The sequence below is a fragment of the Sedimenticola thiotaurini genome (assembly GCF_001007875.1).
Taxonomy (GTDB): Bacteria; Pseudomonadota; Gammaproteobacteria; order Chromatiales; family Chromatiaceae; genus Sedimenticola; species Sedimenticola thiotaurini.
The window spans coordinates 374387-389724 of the sequence record NZ_CP011412.1; the positions used below are offsets into that span (position 1 = coordinate 374387).

Consider the following 15338-nt stretch of genomic DNA (forward strand, 5'->3'; position numbering starts at 1 on the left):
CTTTGTATATAACCGGTTAGAGACAGTACGGTTGAGCGAACATATTAGGAAAGCAGCTCAATCGTCATTTAATCCGATCAAAGTGTGTGGCGTTTTGGGAGTGAAAAATGGCAAGTCTTGATGGAATTTCCCACAGCCAACTCACCGTTTCAAATATGGCCATATAGATCCCATCCTACAGAAAGTCGCTGATGTCCCAGGAGATGCAAATAGGAGTGGATGAAGATGGCTATTTTATTGTGTTGGCGGACGCAGGGGCATAACGCTAGCGCCAGCAAAAACAGCAGCGGAGTCAGTGGCGTATTGGTTGTCGATGGGAGCCGGGCGTGTGCGGTAATCCGGGTGGTAATTTGTTCCAATGAAAAAACTACCACCCGCAGTCCGGGTAGTAGTTCAGCTGTTCTAGCGGAAGACGATTGCCAACTGGCGATATGGATGGTTATTCAATCAACTCCTGATAAGAGCCCGCATCCAGCAGCTTGTGATACTCCTCCATGTCAAACTCTGTCAGGCGCAATAACCAGCCTTCGCCATAGGGATCTTCGTTTATCATTTCCGGGTCCATCTCCACACTGTCGTTGATATCCACCACCCTGGCATTGAGTGGGGCGATCAGATCAGAGGCGGTCTTCATGGACTCGATGGTCCCGCATATGTCGCTGGTGCAGATGTTTTGTCCCTTAGCCGGAAGATCCAGGCTCACCACGCTGCCCAGAGCGGATTGAGCGTGGTCGGTGATACCGACTACCAGTTCATTGTTTTCCACTAATGCCCAGACATGCTCCGGGCTGTAACGACGATCATCAGGTAACTGCATTGGTAACTCCATGAAATAAAAAACCGCCGCTTCTGCAAGCGACGGCATTGGTCAAATACTCGATTAATCAAAGTGCCAGGTCAGTCCGGCACCCACTTGCCAGGCGCCCGCCTCAACCCTGGTCTCGCCGATGGTCTCGGCCCGGTTCAGTGCTACACCGGCATGGGCATCCAGGGTCAGCATTTTGTTGATGTTCCAGCCTAATCCCAGGGTCACCTGGTCTTCCCAGACCACTTCACCGTTGGTGGCCTGCACATAGCGGGTCAAGACCGGGTTAAGCGGTACTGTTGCGCCGCCCACCAGAAGGGATGTGATACTGTCGACGCGGGAACCGACGTTTTTCTTGATCGGGCTGTCTGCATGGGAGAAGCCGATGCGGAACTTGTACGGGCCGGTGGTGTACTGAGCGCCCAGAGAAAAGATCGTCTGGTTATCGTACAGATCCCGATAGGCATCCGCGCTTTCCCAATCCTTCCAGACCACATCCGCTGCAAGCAGTAACTTACCGCCGGCCAGTGCTTCATTGGCTATACCAAAACCCACCTCCTGGGGTTGCTCAAAGGTGGGGCTGTGAAATCCGGTGGGTGAATACTGCACCATGTTGTCGTATTGAATCGACAAGGGTGAGCGGTAGTAGGCGCCCAGGGTAGTGGAGTCCATGCTGTAATTGGCCCCCAGAGTTGCCCGCACACCAAAGTTGCTGGTGGAGGCGGTGTTACCATTCAGCCCAGCCTGACCAAAACCCATGCCAAGGGTTGCAACGGCGCCGAGCGAAAGCTGCTCGTTAACCTGATAGGCCGCTCCGGCATTAGCGCCGAATACCATGATCTCCGCCAGCGGGCTGAGGCTGCCGGGTATGCTGCGGAAGTCAGACCCGATACCGGCAACCACCCCCAGCCCCAGCCCCAGAGTGACACGCTCGTTCAGCGCCTGGGTGATGGCAATGTTGGGAATCAGATAGGGCCCCGCGTCGGATTCACCCACCCAGGGTGTACCTGTCGCACCACCGTCATGGACGGCATCCACATCCTGCGCGTAGAAAGAGGCGCCGAACATGAAATTGGTCCCCTTGAACTGGGTCAGTGATGCCGGATTGCCAAACACGGCTGATCCGGCATCCTGGGGGCGGGCAATACCTACGCCTCCCATGCCGCCGGCGGCGGGCATCATGGTGAGATTAAGATCAGTGGCGTAGTTGGCTGCACTCAGCTGACCACAGGCCAGGCAGAGTCCGGTCAGCAGGCCGGCCTGTTTGAGTTTTCTGTTTGCTGATGTCATGGTTGCTATCGATCCTGCTCAGGCTGCGTTGCTATCAACGGACTCGAGCAGCTGTCCGTTCAGTTTCACTTTTCCGGAGACCGGCTTAGGGGCACTGAGTATGTCGAGCACTGGGCAGTGGTTTTCCACCACCTGAACCAGTTTGTTGATAGCTTCATTGTCTGCCGGACTGCTGATCTCGGTGTCAAAGGTGATACGGCTGAAACCGGCCGGGATCGACTCGTCCAGTCCGAACATGCCTCTCAGGTCCAGATAGCCACGGGCCTTGACGGAAACGGCTTCAAGTGGAATGTCCATCACTGAAGCGTAAGCGGAGTACATGATCTCCTGGCAGGCACCCAGGGCGACCAGCACCAACTCGACCGGATTGGCTGCGCTGTCCTGTCCGCCCAGCTCCGGAGGCTCATCCAGCGTGAAGGGTTCGAAGTCGCGAATCTGCGCGCTGCAGCGTACATCCTCTTCCCACTTGGTGTCGGCACGAAACACCACATTGGCGATGGCGGGATTACTCTTGATGCCTTCGATGGTATTCAGCAGTGCGGTTTTTACGCTTTCCTGTGACATGATCTATCCTCCAGATTATTTTTAATAATGTGGCACCCGGTTACCCGAGGGCTGTTCTGGAGGATATTATCTGGAAGTATGGGTTGCTATTCGCAGGACTACGAAAACTCTCGGTAATTCTACTTATTCTCAATTAATAGGTGGTTATTATTAATCTGGTTGGCCAGTGCCGTGACCGAGTCGGCGTGCATTTTTTTCAGAATATTGGCCCGGTGGGCTTCCACGGTACGGGGACTGAGTGAAAGCTCGGCAGCAATGATTTTATTGCTTTTTCCATCCAGGAGCAGATTAAGCGTCTGCTTCTCCCGTGGTGTTAGCAGACTGAGTCTGGCTTTCAGTTTTTCATCCCGCGCCCGTTGCAGGCGCTGTTGATGATCGATGTCGAGTGCTTCGTGAATCCGTTGCAACATGATGTGATTGCGAAACGGTTTTTCAATAAAATCGATCGCATTACGCCGCACCATTTTGACCGCCATGGCGATGTCGCCGTGTGCCGATATGGCTATTAACGGTAACTGTATATCCCGTTCCTGGAGTACCTGTTGAAGTTGTAAGCCATCCATGCCGGGCAGGCAGATATCGGTGATCAGGCAGCCGGGTGTTTCATTGGAGTAGCTGTCCAGGAACTCATCGGCGGATGCATAATCTTCGGCAGTCAGGCCGACCGATTCCACCAGTGTCACCAATGCGTCCCGCACCGCTGGATCATCGTCAATAATAAATACCCGTTGTTCGGTCATACGTGCTGTTCCTTGCAGGGTAGGCGCAGGGAGAACAGGCTGCCCGGATTTTTTGGTTCATACCAGAGCTGCCCTCCATGCGCTTCGGCAATGCTGTGGCTCAGGGCCAGGCCGATCCCCAACCCCTGCGCCTTGGTGGTAATGAATGGGGTAAACAGGTTCGACCGGATCTCTTCCGGTACGCCGTCGGCATAGTCCCGTACCGAGATCGTGACGTTGTGGGGCGTCGCCGAGAGTTTGATTGAGAGCTGCTTCTGCGCATTCTCACTCTGGGTGATGGCCTGAATGGCATTGGTGATCAGGTTCAGTATCACCTGTTCTATCTGCACCCGGTCCACCAGAATGTCAGGTAGCTGCTCGTCACACTCCAGGTCGATCTTGATACCCTGGCGACGCCGTTCCGGCTCGATAAACTCGATCATGTCTTCGATCAGAGCTCTTGCCTGATTCGGTTGTGACTTGGGGGTTTTCTTGCGCACAAAATCCCGCAGGTGTTGCAGAATATTGTTGGCCCGTTCTGTCTGGCAGACAATTTTCTGCAGTATCTGCTCGACTTTTGCCGGATCGTTGCCGTAGGGGCGGGCATTCAGCAGCACGGCAGACTCGGCATAACTGGAGATGGCGCAAAGCGGTTGGTTCAACTCATGAGCCAGCCCGGTGGCCAGTTCACCTATCGTACTGAGGCGACACACATGGGCCAGCTCCGCGTGTTGCTGGTGTATCCGCTCCTCGGACTGTTTCCGGTCATCTATATCACGGGTGATCGCCAGTAGTGCAGTCACATTGCCGGCGTTGTCCAGCAGGGGGGCCGCATGGGTCTCCACCCAGCGATGTACATTGTTGATGCCGGTAATTTCAAACTCCATGGATCGGGGCGTGGCGGCGGAGAAAACCTCATCAGTGAGTTGCTGATAGGCGGTGTGATACTCGTTATTGATAAAGGTGTAGACGGTTTTGCCAATCACCTGCGACGGGTCGGTAGCGTTAAGCAGACGGAGGCCGGCCGGGTTGATCTCCAGAATGGTACCGTCCCGATCCTGCAGTTTTACGCACTCCGGTTCAGATTCAATAATGGTCTGTAGACGATTGCGTTGAACCTCCAGCTGGTAACTCATCTGCCTGCGTTCTTCAATATCCCGGATAATGGCCAGGGCAGACTGAATATGCCCCCCAGAATCCCGCAGTGGTACGGCGTGGGTTTCCAGCCAACGGCGTCGTCCGCCAAAGGTGATCAACTCAAACTCCATGGAGCCGGCATTACCGGCAAAGACGCTTTCGGTCATCTCCCGGTAGGCCTGGTGATACTCGGGAGCGATGACGCTGTAGACCGATTTGCCGACGATCCGGGCCGGATCATCGGTTTCCAGCAGGGACAGCCCGGTGGCGTTGATCCGTTCGATGGTGCCGTCCCGCTGTTGCAGTTTTACGCACTCCGGTACGGAGTCGATCATGCTCTTGAACAGCTGGGCCTGCCGGTAGGTATCCCGGTCATGGAACTGTTCACGCAGCGTGTTCCGTTCCTGCCTGATCCGGTTATAACGACCCAGCATCCATATCTGGCTCATCAGGAGTGGTAATGCAACTGCGCCGCCGATTAACAGTCCCGATTCCATTGTCCCCTTTACTCCAGAACGATAATTTCGCCCAGGCCACTGCAGGCCAGGTCACCGACAAATCGGTTTACCGGGGTGGCCGGCGTGAGCGCGGGTGTTTTATCACCCAGATAGTGCCGAAGCTGGCGCGTGAGCAGGTTAAGAAAGGTCAGGGGCAGGGTGCCGTTATGGTTTATGGTCACCGGCAGCGGCTCGGGACGACGGTTAAGCAGGATGGTACCGCGCCGCATGCCCAGGCCGGTCTGTTCCCCGGTTTTGCCTGCGATATAGATAGTGCCGGCAATCATCCGGTAGCCGGTCAGATTGCCCGCGTCCCCTTCGATGATCACCAGTCCGCGTCGTTGGCACTCGCCGGTGCGGTCACCGGCACTGCCCTGTACCTGTATCACGCCACCGCTCTGACCGCGCATGCCGCCGCCCACCGGTGCGCCGGTAGCGTTGCCCACACTGCCGGTAACAATCAGCTCCCCCCCTTGCATGGCGCTGCCGGTGAAGTCGCCGGCACTGCCCTGGATAAGCAGTTTGCCGCCGGCCATAGCAGCGCCGGCGTAGTGTCCTGCATTTCCGCTCAGGGTGATGGTCCCGGATGCCATGCCCGCACCCACATAGTCGATCTGGCTGTCGCCGGGTTCAATGATCAACGCTTCATCGGACGGGTCGCCTTCGATCTGAAAACAGGCGGCCAGGGTAACCGGACGATGGTCGACGCTGACCTGCAACTGCTCGATCGCCGGTAAGGGTAATCCGGCCAGGCGGTCCGGTGTGATGCCGCGCAGATCGATCCGGCCAGGCTGCCCGCTGGTTTGGCGCAGTGTAATTGTCATGCCATTACCTCGTGTAATCTGAAGTGGAACTGGCCCAGCTTGCCGCCATAGTTACCGGCTGAAATACGCCGAATGCCCTGTGCGCTGCCCCGTTCGCAGATCGTGCTGATACCGGCCCGCATGGCCTGGGTGATGTCCTCCGGCGTGAGTCCGTTGATGACGATCTCCAGTACCGCACCTGTTTCACTATCCAGTTGTGTATCCACCAGCCCGCGCAGGGTGGGGCAGTAGGCCTGATTGGTGGAGGCGATCAACGCCTTGTACTTGGAGCCGACTTTCGATCCGGAGCGGACAATGCCACCGGGAAACGGCAGGATCACGTTGGGCAGCTTGCGCATCGCCACGACTGCCTCTTCGCAGGCACTCAGGGCCTGGGGCAGGTTATCCGCCAGAACCAGGAAGTTACCGCCTCCAACGGCGCTACAGCGGCCGGTATCCTGTTCCGCAATGAACTCGCCGTCCATCACCGGTATGCGCCAGTAACGCTTGCCATCGATCAGTTTGCTGATCTGATAGCCATCACCGAAATAGCGTAGGTTTTTACCCAACGGCAGCCGCTCACTGCCCTCCATGCCGGCGTATACCGCCGTGGTGGGGCAGGTGAGAATACACTGTCCGGTGCGCACCTCCAGCGCCTTGGCCAGATCCTTGGTGGACATACCAAACAGCAGAACGCTGACGCCGGGTCTGCCATCCGGGGTTTGACTGCTGGAGAGCTCGGACTCGATACCCGCCTCAACCCCGCAACCGATCACCGAGGTGGCGAATCCGGTCATAGTCTCGCCCGCCTGCCGGGCCCAGCGCGGGTTCAACGCAGTGATAATGATCCGGGTGGCCCGCATGCCGAACGCTTCGGCAAACGTATCTTCTATAGTGACGCCATTGATTTGCATCAGATAACCATTTTTCCGATTAAATGGACTCTGCAAGGCAAAAGTTATGCCGGGAAGCGCTTTGTAGTCGGGTTCCCCGATCGTGCCCCATTCCCGGGACTTTCCATCCGGGCGGATTGTCATGGGTGCGCCGTAACGCCGTGACACAGTGACACATGACAGACGCACCTGGTGTGGCACAGGGCCGGGAATGGGGCTGTTTTAGGCTCCCGAAAAAAACAGGCACGACGTTTGCAGTGGCAGCCGGTATGAGAAATTACTGGGCAAATCATCCACAACATCGACGGGTCTACGTCAGCACCACGGCGCGACTGCATCTGGGTTTTCTGGATATCAGCGGGGCCCTGGGGCGGCGTTTTGGCAGTCTCGGACTCAGTATCGATGCGTTCCGTACAACCCTGCGTATGCAGGTCGCAACAACTATCAGCGCCACCGGTCCGTCGGCCGATCGGGCGGCCGATTATGCGGCCCGAATGCTGGATCTGCTCGGTATCGACAAGGGGGTGGAGATCAGCCTGGAGGAGGCGATCCCTGATCATGCCGGCCTGGGCTCCGGTACCCAGATGGCATTGGCGGTCGGACAGGCGATTCATCAGCTGTTCGGGTTGTCGGCCAGCACCCGCCAGGTCGCTACCCAGATGGAGCGGGGACGACGTTCGGGCATCGGCATCGGTGGCTTCGATCACGGTGGTTTCATGGTGGACTGTGGCGTCAGTGAGCAGGCCGCTCCGCCGCCGTTAACCGTGCAGATGCCGTTCCCCGAAGCGTGGCGCATTCTGTTGGTGATGGACAAGGGGGGGCAGGGCCTGCATGGCCAGCAGGAGGTGGAAGCCTTCAAGCGCCTGCCGCCATTTCCCGCCGAGCAGGCCGCCCATCTCTGCCATCTCACCCTGATGCAGATACTGCCCGGTATTCGGGAACAGCAACTGGAGCCGGTCGCGGCCGGTATCGCAGAGCTGCAACGCCGGGTGGGCGACCATTTCGCCCCCGCGCAGGGCGGACGCTTTACCAGCCCCGCTGTGGCAGAGCTTCTGCACTGGGCGGAGTTACAGGGCTATGCCGGTATCGGGCAGAGCTCCTGGGGGCCGACCGGATTTGTACTGTTGCCCGATCAGGCTTCCGCAGAGCAGCTGCGGGATCGAGCACGGCAGCGTGTCGGTGATCTCTCGCCGCTCAGTTTTGAAATTGCCGCCGCCTGCAACCAAGGCAGCCGTGTGGCGATCGAATCAACCCGTCAGTTCACCAAGGAAGCACGATAGCGTATGAATTACGACACCATTCTGCACATGTTTACCGAAGTGCCTAACTTGAGTCCATTTGATGTCAACATGGCGATTGACGCGGGATGGAAGCACTGCATCCCCTATACCGGGCTGCAGGTGTCGCAGGTGGCCGACTTCACCCAGGACGCCATCTTTTCCCGCGGCCCGAAAGGGGTCAAGCGCACCGGTATTTTTATCGGTGGCCGGGATATTCACCACGCCATGGATATGCTCGAAGCAGCCCGCAAGGCGATGGTGCCCCCTTTTGAGGTGTCCGTTTTTGCCGATCCCAGTGGCGCTTTCACCACCGCCGCCGCCATGGTGGCCTGTGTGGAGCAATCGCTGCAGCAGCGCACCGGTGACTCCTTGCAGAACAAGAAGGCCATCGTTTTTGGTGGAACCGGCCCGGTGGGTCAGACCTGCGCCATGCTGGCGGCCCAGGCCGGTGCCGAAGCGATCATCATCAGCCATGAAAACCGGCAGAAGGCCGATCAGGCCGCTACCCAGTGTGCAGAGCGATACGGCATTGAGGTCGGTGGCGCGGTCGGTAGCAATGACACCGAAATCACGGCGCTGCTGGCGGAGGCTGACCTGGTGTTCAGCGCCGCCAAGGCGGGTGTGCAGGTGTTGAGTGAGACACACCTGGCAGCGGCCGGATCGGTACAGGTCTTCTGCGATGTGAATGCGGTACCGCCGGAAGGTATTGCCGGCCTGGGTGTCATGGACAACGGCGTTGTGCTGGAAGCAACGCCGGCCGGTGCGCTGGGGATCGGCGCCCTGGCGGTGGGTAACGTGAAGTACCAGACCCAGCGGGCCATGCTGCAACAGATGGTGGAGAGCGACAGTCCGGTCTACCTGGACTTTGCAGCAGCACTGGCGGTCGCCCGGGACAAGGCCTGATATGCAAGCGGGACAGCCACTCCTGATTCTGGGCAACAGCGTGCGCTATCTGGCGCAGTCCGCCGCCCGGCACGGTCACCGGGTGACCGGCCTGGATCTGTTTGCGGACAGGGACGCAGTGGCGGCCTGTCAGCGCATGGTCAGGAGTGGACGGAGGGATGCAGCGGGCCTGGTGAAAGTTGCGCTGGATCTGGACATGCCGGCCGAAACCGGCTGGATCTACGGGGCCGGATTCGAAGCCGCACCGGCGCAGTTGCATCTGCTGGAGTCCCTGGGGCCCTGCCTGGGTAACGGCCCCCGGACGCTGGAACTGCTGTCCAGTCCCGAACAGTTTTTCGGTCTGCTGGATGAACAGGGCATCAGCTACCCGCCGGTGTCATTCCAGCGACTCCAGGACCCCCGTGGCTGGCTGATCAAGAGTGCGGCCGGTTTTGGCGGCCTGGCTGTCCGGGATGCCGTAACCGGCGGGCCTGTGGATGACCGGACAGACTACTACCAGCGCCGGCTCGATGGGCAGGTCTGTTCACTGACCTTTTTGGCCAACGGTCGCGACCTGGAAGTGCTGGGTATCAACCGGCTCCATGCCGTGGATGGGAACCAGGGTGATTACCGTTTTTCCACGGCGCTGAGTGGTTTCAACCCCGGGCAGCGTCCGGCGCAACAGATGGTGGAGATGGCCGGGAAACTGACCCGCGCCCTGCAACTGCGCGGGGCAAACAGTATCGACTGTCTGTTGGATGGCGATCAACTGTTTCTGCTGGAGCTGAACGCGCGGCCACCGGCCACGCTGGAGCTCTATGAAGAGGCGCTCCCCCAGGGTGGCGCGGCGGCCCATATCGCCGCCTGCCGAGGCGAGCTGCTGAGCCCCGTCGGTGACAGAAGGGTCCGGGGCTACCGCATCTGTTACGCGGAGCGGGAACTGGTCATCGGTCAGTTCACCTGGCCGGTATGGTGTAGTGATCTTCCGGCCACCGGCAGCCGCTGTGAGCAGGGCTCGCCCATTTGTGGAGTGCATGCCGATGGTGCAACGGCTGCGCAGGTGGAACGGCTCCTGCAGGAGCGGATTGAAGAGATCAAATTGCTTATTGAATTATCCGGCCAGGAGGCGGCCTGACATGACGTTGCAAGAAAAACTTCCCTCGCTGAACCGGGAGACCCGCCAACTGGTAGAGGCCATGCTGGCAAACGCGGCTTCCCTTCGGGTACAGCCCCAGCTGATGGACAACGGGGTGACAGTCATCGACGCCGGCATCAACTCTCTTGGCGGCCTGGAGGCGGGCCGGCGGATTGCCGAGATCTGCATGGGCGGGCAGGGCCATGTCTCCCTGCAGGCCAGCGGCACCGTGCCGGGTTGGGGTTCCAATATCACGGTACACAGTAATCAGCCGGTAGTGGCCTGCCTGGGCAGTCAATACGCCGGCTGGAGCCTCTCCCATGGTGAAGGGAAGTCCGCCTTTCACGCCCTGGGCTCCGGCCCGGGACGCATTCTGGCGCGCAAGGAGAAACTCTACGATCACCTGGCCATCGAGGATAGTGCCGACTGCGCCACCCTGGTGCTGGAGGTGGATCAGCTGCCGCCCCTGGAACTGACCGACAGGATTGCTGCGGATTGTGGTGTGGCCCCGGAACGGTTGTGTCTGATCCTGACCCCCACCCGCAGTCTGGCCGGTACCACCCAGGTGGTGGCCCGGGTACTGGAAGTGGCGCTGCACAAGGCGCACGAACTGGGCTTTGAACTGGACCATATTGTGGATGGCATGGCGACGGCGCCGTTGCCACCCCCGGCGCCGGATTTTCTGCAGGCCATGGGCCGCACCAATGATGCCATCCTGTTTGCCGGACAGATCCAGCTGTTCGTGACCGGCGAAGACAGCGCCGCCGAGGCGTTGGCGGCGAAGCTGCCCAGCAGTACTTCGGATGATTACGGGCGCCCCTTTGCAGAGATTTTCAAGGCGGTCAATTACGACTTTTTCAAAATTGATCCGCTGCTGTTCAGCCCGGCCCGGGTGATGGTGAGCAATCTGGATACGGGACGCAGTTTTACCCAGGGTGCGATTGACCGGGAACTGCTGCTGCTCTCCTTTGGGGTCGCCCTATGACACTGCGGGTCGCCATTATCACCGATGATCCGGGCTGGCACGGCAAACGGCTGCGGGAGGCGTTCCAGGCCCGCGGTGTGGAGTGTCTGTTCAGTTCGCTGCAACAGGCTCGGATCGAATTGGGTCGGACGGTGAGCGTGGTGTTGCCCGGTTTCGAAGCGGCACTGCCGGATGCGGTTTTCGTGCGCGGCATACCCGGCGGCACACTGCAGCAGGTGGTGTTTCATCTGAATGTACTGCACATCCTCAAGGAGCTGGGGGTGCGGGTTTACAACGATGGGCGGGCCATTGAGCGTTCGGTGGACAAGGCCTGGACATCGGCCCGGCTGTCGCTGGCGGAGATCCCCACCCCGGCCACCTGGATCTGTACTGATCGGCAGATGACGGAAAGCGTTGTGCAACGGGAGGCGGCCGCCGGTCATGCCCTGATCTGCAAACCTCTGTTTGGTTCCCAGGGCCAGGGGATCGTACGGGTAACGGATTGCGCTGATCTACCGGAAGCGGATGCGATGCACCACGTCTGGTATCTGCAACGCTTCATTCCGCAGACTGACCAGTTGGCCTGTGACTGGCGAGTGTTTGTCATCTCGGGTGTGGCAGTGGCGGCGATGCGGCGCAGCACCTCGGGCTGGCTGGCCAACGTGGCACAGGGCGGTACCTGCCAGGCGGCGTTGCCGGAAGGGGAGTTGAAGCAGCTGGCGGAACAGGCGGTGGCCTGTCTGGATATGGATTACGCCGGAGTGGATCTGATGCGGGATGTGCAGGGCAACTGGTGGGTGATTGAGATCAACAGCGTCCCCGCCTGGCGCGGTCTGCAACGGGTCACGGCGGTGAATATTGCCGATGCGCTGGCAGATGACCTGCTGGCCAAGGTTCGGTGTGCGGAACCCTGTGAGGCGTTACGGTGACCCCGATAACCACCCAACAGCTGGAGACCCACTACCTGGATGCCTGCTTTCTGGATGTGGCGGCACTGAAACCCGGTAACGTCTCGTTCCATGCAGGCGGTCACGGGATGGATGGGGAGCTGTTTCTGCGCAGTGCACTGGTCAGTGCCGAAGTGCTGCTGCAACCGGGATTGGCCCTGGGTGAACGTATCTATCGTGCAGTGAAAGTGACCGGGGACACGGTGGGCTGCAACACCAACCTGGGCATTATCCTGCTCTGTGCGCCTGTTATCCAGGCGCTGCTGGAGTATCCGGAGCAGCCCTTGGAGCAGGGCCTGCGCCAGGTGTTGTCGGCCGCCGGGATTGCGGATACCCAGCAGGTCTTTGCCGCCATACAGCTGGCCAATCCCGGCGGCCTCGGCAGTGCGGCTGACCATGATGTTTCAGGACCCGCCACGGCTTCTCTGACAACAGTGATGACGGTGGCAGCAGAGCGGGATCTGATCGCACGCCAGTACAGCAACGGCTTTCGTGAGTTGTGCCGTGTGGCAGTGCCTCATCTGGATCATCTCATGCAGCGGGGCGGTGACGAAAAGAGCGCGTTGACCGATCTGTTCCTGCACATGCTGGCCCGCTACCCGGACAGCCACATAGTCCGCAAGCATGGCGAGGAGAAGGCTGCAATCGTATCCCGTTGGGCAGCCGATCTGCATCGCCAGTACCTTGCGGCGGAAGATGATGAAGTGGGTCATGACCTATTGCTCGGACTGGATCAGAAACTGAAACAGCTGGAGATAAATCCTGGTACGACGGCAGATTTCTGTGTGGCCGGCGTATTCATCCATCGTTTGCAGCAGCAAGCGATTAACACTACCGGGGTAGCCCGGAATTATCCGCGGACCATGAAGCCATTCCAGGCCGATAATCCGCAAATACAATAAGCCTTAAATCTTGAGGAGAACCGATATGGCAGTTATTAACAAAACACTGGTTGGTGAAGCACTGGTTGGTGATGGCAACGAGGTAGCACACATCGACCTGATCATGGGTCCGCGTGGTTCGGCTGCCGAGACCGCATTCTGCAACGGACTGGTCAACAACAAGGATGGTTTCACCTCCCTGTTGGCTGTTGTGGCACCCAACCTGCCCTGTAAGCCCCACACCATGATGTTCAACAAAGTGACCATCAAGGGCGCCACCCAGGCCGTACAGATGTTTGGTCCGGCTCAGCGTGGTGTTGCCATGGCTGTGGCGGATTGCCTGGAAGACGGCACCATTCCGGCCGATGAGGCGGATGACGTCTTTATCTGCGTGGGTGTGTTCATTCACTGGGAAGCGGCCGACGATGCCAAGATCCAGGACTACAACTACGAGGCAACCAAGCAGTCCATCAAGCGGGCCATTGCCGGTACTCCGACCCCTGCAGAGGTGATTGCAGGCAAGAGCAGTAACGAGCATCCGTTTGCGGCTCACGCCTAAGTGATGATTGTGGGGTCCCCTGGGCCCCACAATTTTTTCCCGTCAGGAGCAGGCTATGCACTGTTTGGAATGTGGCGCACCACTATCCCGGTTGGATAACGGGCATCTACTCGAATGCAGCGGTTTGACGGTCCAGGAGTATGCGATACGTCATCAACTGCCGCTGGACATGATTCTGCACAGCGATCAGATCAATCTGCCTGATCATATTGATAACTATACCGGACCCACCGCCAGACCCACCGAAACGGCACGCCAGGTGCTGCTCGGACTACGTTGGGCAGGTCTGTTGCAGGAACACGACGGTTTTGTCGATGTGGCCGGTGAGATACGTCGTCTGGATCTGCTGTTATGGATCCAGGAGCATCTGGTCGATTACGGTTTTCAGTTTCACCAGGATTATGAATATCGCGCCGACACTCACCGTGTCGTCGCCAAAAATTTTCTACGGGCACCAATGCGCAATCTGGTCCATGACTGGGCCATGCCGGAGCCGCCTCCGGCGTTTCTGGGGGCGTTGGCAGTTTACGTGGCGCAGCGCGCCGAGTGGCACGCCGGTTACCTGTTTATGGCCTTCAGTCGATCTATTTATGCGGAGACGGTGCGCGAAGAGCTGGTCCGCAATCATCAGATTCACTGCGAGATACTGGATGCCGCGGATAACGGTGGCGAAGCGCTGCTACGCACCAGGAGTTTGGCGGATGGGGAGAAGCTGCTGGATCTGCTCCAGGAACAGCTGCAGGAGATGCCCACCGCCTGGGAACGTTTTCAGGCGGACACACCGACCGCCAGCGTGACCAAGGAGCTGGTGTTCGATTCGGCCCATTTCATCACCGATCACCCGGCCAAGTGTTCTAATCTGCACGGTGGGCGTTATGTCCTGCAGGTGGAGGTGACCGGACGCATTGATCCGATCACCGGCTGCGTAGTGGATTACGGTTATCTGAAGCGGGTGGTGAACCATCTGATCATCGAGCGTTTTGATCATCACCATCTGAATTACGCGGCGGAGGAGTTAGCCTGGCGCTCCAGCACCGAGATGTTATGTGTCTTTATCTGGGAGCAGCTGATCGGCTATCTGCCCGGGTTGAGCAGTCTGCGGCTGTATGAAACTACCAGCTCCTGGTGCGACTACCAGGGCAGGTCACTGGCCGAGCAGCAGGCCCAGGGAGCGGAACCGGTACTCTACCCGTTTCGGGGTGAAAGTGAACAGATGGCGCGTCGGCAGCGACTGATCCAGCGCTCCGGCAAACCCAGGGTAGCGGCATGTTCCATCAGCTGAACAGCTTCAGGTCGGCCGTGCTCAGGTTGCCGTTATGCAGCGCACTGGCCAGCAGCACACCGGCTGCGCCGGCCCTTTCCAGCTGTTCCAGGTCGGTCCGGTTGCGTACCCCTCCGGCCATGTATAGCGCCGCATCCGGTGCGATCGCCTGCCAGCGGACGAGACGCGCCATGTCGGGGCCTTGCAGTGATCCGACCCGGGCCAGATTCATCAGGATCAGGGTGTCCGGGCGACGCTCCCTATCCGCTGTGATACCCGATGGATCGCGCAGCTCATCATCGACCGAATCAATCGAGAGTATGGCCTGGTCAAGTGAGAACGGCTCTCTGAACTGCCAGCACTCGGAGCCGATGACCGGACGAAAAGGGATTTCTGACCGCAGTTTGTGGACCGCTGCAGGCGAGGAAAACCCCCCATCTATCCACAGCGTCAGATCGGGAAAGGTGTGAGCAATTGTCTGCAGAATTGATAAGTTGCCCGTTCCGCCGCTCATTATGGCATCCAGATCCGCCACGTAGAGCTGTTGCAGGCCGTAGTCGTGATGAAATTTTCCGATCAGCGGCAGCACTTCACCCTGTTGGCATAAGGGCGATTGCAGTGGCTGATAATCGCTGCGGCAACCGCGTAGGGCATGTACTGCCTGGCCGTGCAGAAGATCGATGACAGGGATGATATTCAAGGAGTTTGTATGCGGGTGTTT

Annotated in this window: 16 protein-coding genes; 8 read left to right on the plus strand and 8 right to left on the minus strand. The window is 58.9% G+C overall.

Annotated elements, in window-relative coordinates:
• Positions 1-439: 439 nt before the first annotated feature.
• From gcvH to fhcD, 7 genes are all read right to left on the minus strand, one after another.
• The gene (gene gcvH / locus AAY24_RS01600; protein WP_046858190.1) at positions 440-817 is read right to left on the minus strand and encodes a glycine cleavage system protein GcvH; all 378 of its coding nucleotides are present in this window, start codon (positions 815-817) and stop codon (positions 440-442) included.
• Between the two features lie 63 nt (positions 818-880).
• Positions 881-2095 carry an OmpP1/FadL family transporter gene (locus tag AAY24_RS01605; RefSeq protein WP_046858191.1) on the minus strand — a complete coding sequence of 405 codons (1215 nt, stop codon included), beginning with the start codon at positions 2093-2095 and terminating at the stop codon, positions 881-883.
• 18 nt (positions 2096-2113) lie between these two features.
• Positions 2114-2659: an OsmC family protein gene (locus tag AAY24_RS01610; protein ID WP_046858192.1), complete on the minus strand. Its 546-nt coding sequence runs from the start codon at positions 2657-2659 to the stop codon at positions 2114-2116.
• 119 nt (positions 2660-2778) lie between these two features.
• On the minus strand, positions 2779-3399 hold the full coding sequence (locus AAY24_RS01615; protein WP_046858193.1) for a response regulator transcription factor: 621 nt from the start codon (positions 3397-3399) through the stop codon (positions 2779-2781).
• Positions 3396-4964 carry a PAS domain-containing protein gene (locus AAY24_RS01620; protein ID WP_199930456.1) on the minus strand — a complete coding sequence of 523 codons (1569 nt, stop codon included), beginning with the start codon at positions 4962-4964 and terminating at the stop codon, positions 3396-3398. Before AAY24_RS01620 ends, AAY24_RS01615 begins: the two co-directional genes overlap by 4 nt.
• A 56-nt stretch (positions 4965-5020) precedes the next feature.
• Positions 5021-5836 carry a formylmethanofuran dehydrogenase subunit C gene (locus AAY24_RS01625; protein ID WP_046858194.1) on the minus strand — a complete coding sequence of 272 codons (816 nt, stop codon included), beginning with the start codon at positions 5834-5836 and terminating at the stop codon, positions 5021-5023.
• Entirely contained in the window at positions 5833-6729 is an 897-nt protein-coding gene (gene fhcD / locus AAY24_RS01630) for a formylmethanofuran--tetrahydromethanopterin N-formyltransferase (protein ID WP_046860928.1), read from the minus strand. The genes AAY24_RS01625 and fhcD overlap by 4 nt, the downstream gene beginning before the upstream one ends.
• 248 nt (positions 6730-6977) lie before the next feature.
• On the opposite strand from fhcD, the gene AAY24_RS01635 reads away from it, so the two are divergent.
• Genes AAY24_RS01635 through AAY24_RS01670 form a run of 8 tightly spaced genes read left to right on the plus strand, consistent with a single transcriptional unit; the run spans position 6978 to position 14638 of the window.
• Complete coding sequence (locus AAY24_RS01635) at positions 6978-7988, plus strand: beta-ribofuranosylaminobenzene 5'-phosphate synthase family protein (protein WP_046858195.1); 1011 nt, start codon at positions 6978-6980, stop codon at positions 7986-7988.
• Positions 7989-7991: 3 nt separating this feature from the next.
• Positions 7992-8891 carry an NAD(P)-dependent methylenetetrahydromethanopterin dehydrogenase gene (locus tag AAY24_RS01640; protein ID WP_046858196.1) on the plus strand — a complete coding sequence of 300 codons (900 nt, stop codon included), beginning with the start codon at positions 7992-7994 and terminating at the stop codon, positions 8889-8891.
• Between the two features lies 1 nt (position 8892).
• A complete protein-coding gene (locus AAY24_RS01645; protein WP_046858197.1) occupies positions 8893-10005 on the plus strand; it encodes an ATP-grasp domain-containing protein in 1113 nt (370 codons plus the stop codon).
• 1 nt (position 10006) lies between these two features.
• Positions 10007-10990 (plus strand): methenyltetrahydromethanopterin cyclohydrolase, encoded by a 984-nt coding sequence (gene mch / locus AAY24_RS01650; protein WP_046858198.1) that lies wholly within the window; start codon positions 10007-10009, stop codon positions 10988-10990.
• Positions 10987-11898, plus strand: coding sequence for an ATP-grasp domain-containing protein (locus AAY24_RS01655; RefSeq protein ID WP_046858199.1), 912 nt, complete (start codon positions 10987-10989; stop codon positions 11896-11898). Before mch ends, AAY24_RS01655 begins: the two co-directional genes overlap by 4 nt.
• The gene (locus AAY24_RS01660) at positions 11895-12818 is read left to right on the plus strand and encodes a triphosphoribosyl-dephospho-CoA synthase (RefSeq protein ID WP_052760995.1); all 924 of its coding nucleotides are present in this window, start codon (positions 11895-11897) and stop codon (positions 12816-12818) included. Before AAY24_RS01655 ends, AAY24_RS01660 begins: the two co-directional genes overlap by 4 nt.
• A gap of 25 nt (positions 12819-12843) precedes the next feature.
• Positions 12844-13356, plus strand: a complete 513-nt coding sequence (gene fae, locus AAY24_RS01665) for a formaldehyde-activating enzyme (protein WP_046858200.1) — start codon at positions 12844-12846, stop codon at positions 13354-13356.
• 55 nt (positions 13357-13411) lie between these two features.
• Positions 13412-14638, plus strand: a complete 1227-nt coding sequence (locus AAY24_RS01670; protein ID WP_082116984.1) for a 6-pyruvoyl trahydropterin synthase family protein — start codon at positions 13412-13414, stop codon at positions 14636-14638.
• On the opposite strand, the gene AAY24_RS19080 is transcribed toward AAY24_RS01670, so the two are convergent.
• The gene (locus tag AAY24_RS19080) at positions 14631-15317 is read right to left on the minus strand and encodes a HisA/HisF-related TIM barrel protein (protein ID WP_046858201.1); all 687 of its coding nucleotides are present in this window, start codon (positions 15315-15317) and stop codon (positions 14631-14633) included. The two genes, AAY24_RS01670 and AAY24_RS19080, sit on opposite strands and share 8 nt — an antisense overlap.
• Between the last annotated feature and the right edge of the window lie 21 nt (positions 15318-15338).

What these genes read in the sequence shown, in the direction of transcription:
- gcvH (WP_046858190.1), bottom strand. Translation starts at nt 817, where the DNA reads ATGCAGTTACCTGATGATCGTCGTTACAGCCCGGAGCATGTCTGGGCA.
- AAY24_RS01605 (WP_046858191.1), bottom strand. Translation starts at nt 2,095, where the DNA reads ATGACATCAGCAAACAGAAAACTCAAACAGGCCGGCCTGCTGACCGGA.
- AAY24_RS01610 (WP_046858192.1), bottom strand. Translation starts at nt 2,659, where the DNA reads ATGTCACAGGAAAGCGTAAAAACCGCACTGCTGAATACCATCGAAGGC.
- AAY24_RS01615 (WP_046858193.1), bottom strand. Translation starts at nt 3,399, where the DNA reads ATGACCGAACAACGGGTATTTATTATTGACGATGATCCAGCGGTGCGG.
- AAY24_RS01620 (WP_199930456.1), bottom strand. Translation starts at nt 4,964, where the DNA reads ATGAGCCAGATATGGATGCTGGGTCGTTATAACCGGATCAGGCAGGAA.
- AAY24_RS01625 (WP_046858194.1), bottom strand. Translation starts at nt 5,836, where the DNA reads ATGACAATTACACTGCGCCAAACCAGCGGGCAGCCTGGCCGGATCGAT.
- fhcD (WP_046860928.1), bottom strand. Translation starts at nt 6,729, where the DNA reads ATGCAAATCAATGGCGTCACTATAGAAGATACGTTTGCCGAAGCGTTC.
- AAY24_RS01635 (WP_046858195.1), top strand. Translation starts at nt 6,978, where the DNA reads ATGAGAAATTACTGGGCAAATCATCCACAACATCGACGGGTCTACGTC.
- AAY24_RS01640 (WP_046858196.1), top strand. Translation starts at nt 7,992, where the DNA reads ATGAATTACGACACCATTCTGCACATGTTTACCGAAGTGCCTAACTTG.
- AAY24_RS01645 (WP_046858197.1), top strand. Translation starts at nt 8,893, where the DNA reads ATGCAAGCGGGACAGCCACTCCTGATTCTGGGCAACAGCGTGCGCTAT.
- mch (WP_046858198.1), top strand. Translation starts at nt 10,007, where the DNA reads ATGACGTTGCAAGAAAAACTTCCCTCGCTGAACCGGGAGACCCGCCAA.
- AAY24_RS01655 (WP_046858199.1), top strand. Translation starts at nt 10,987, where the DNA reads ATGACACTGCGGGTCGCCATTATCACCGATGATCCGGGCTGGCACGGC.
- fae (WP_046858200.1), top strand. Translation starts at nt 12,844, where the DNA reads ATGGCAGTTATTAACAAAACACTGGTTGGTGAAGCACTGGTTGGTGAT.
- AAY24_RS01670 (WP_082116984.1), top strand. Translation starts at nt 13,412, where the DNA reads ATGCACTGTTTGGAATGTGGCGCACCACTATCCCGGTTGGATAACGGG.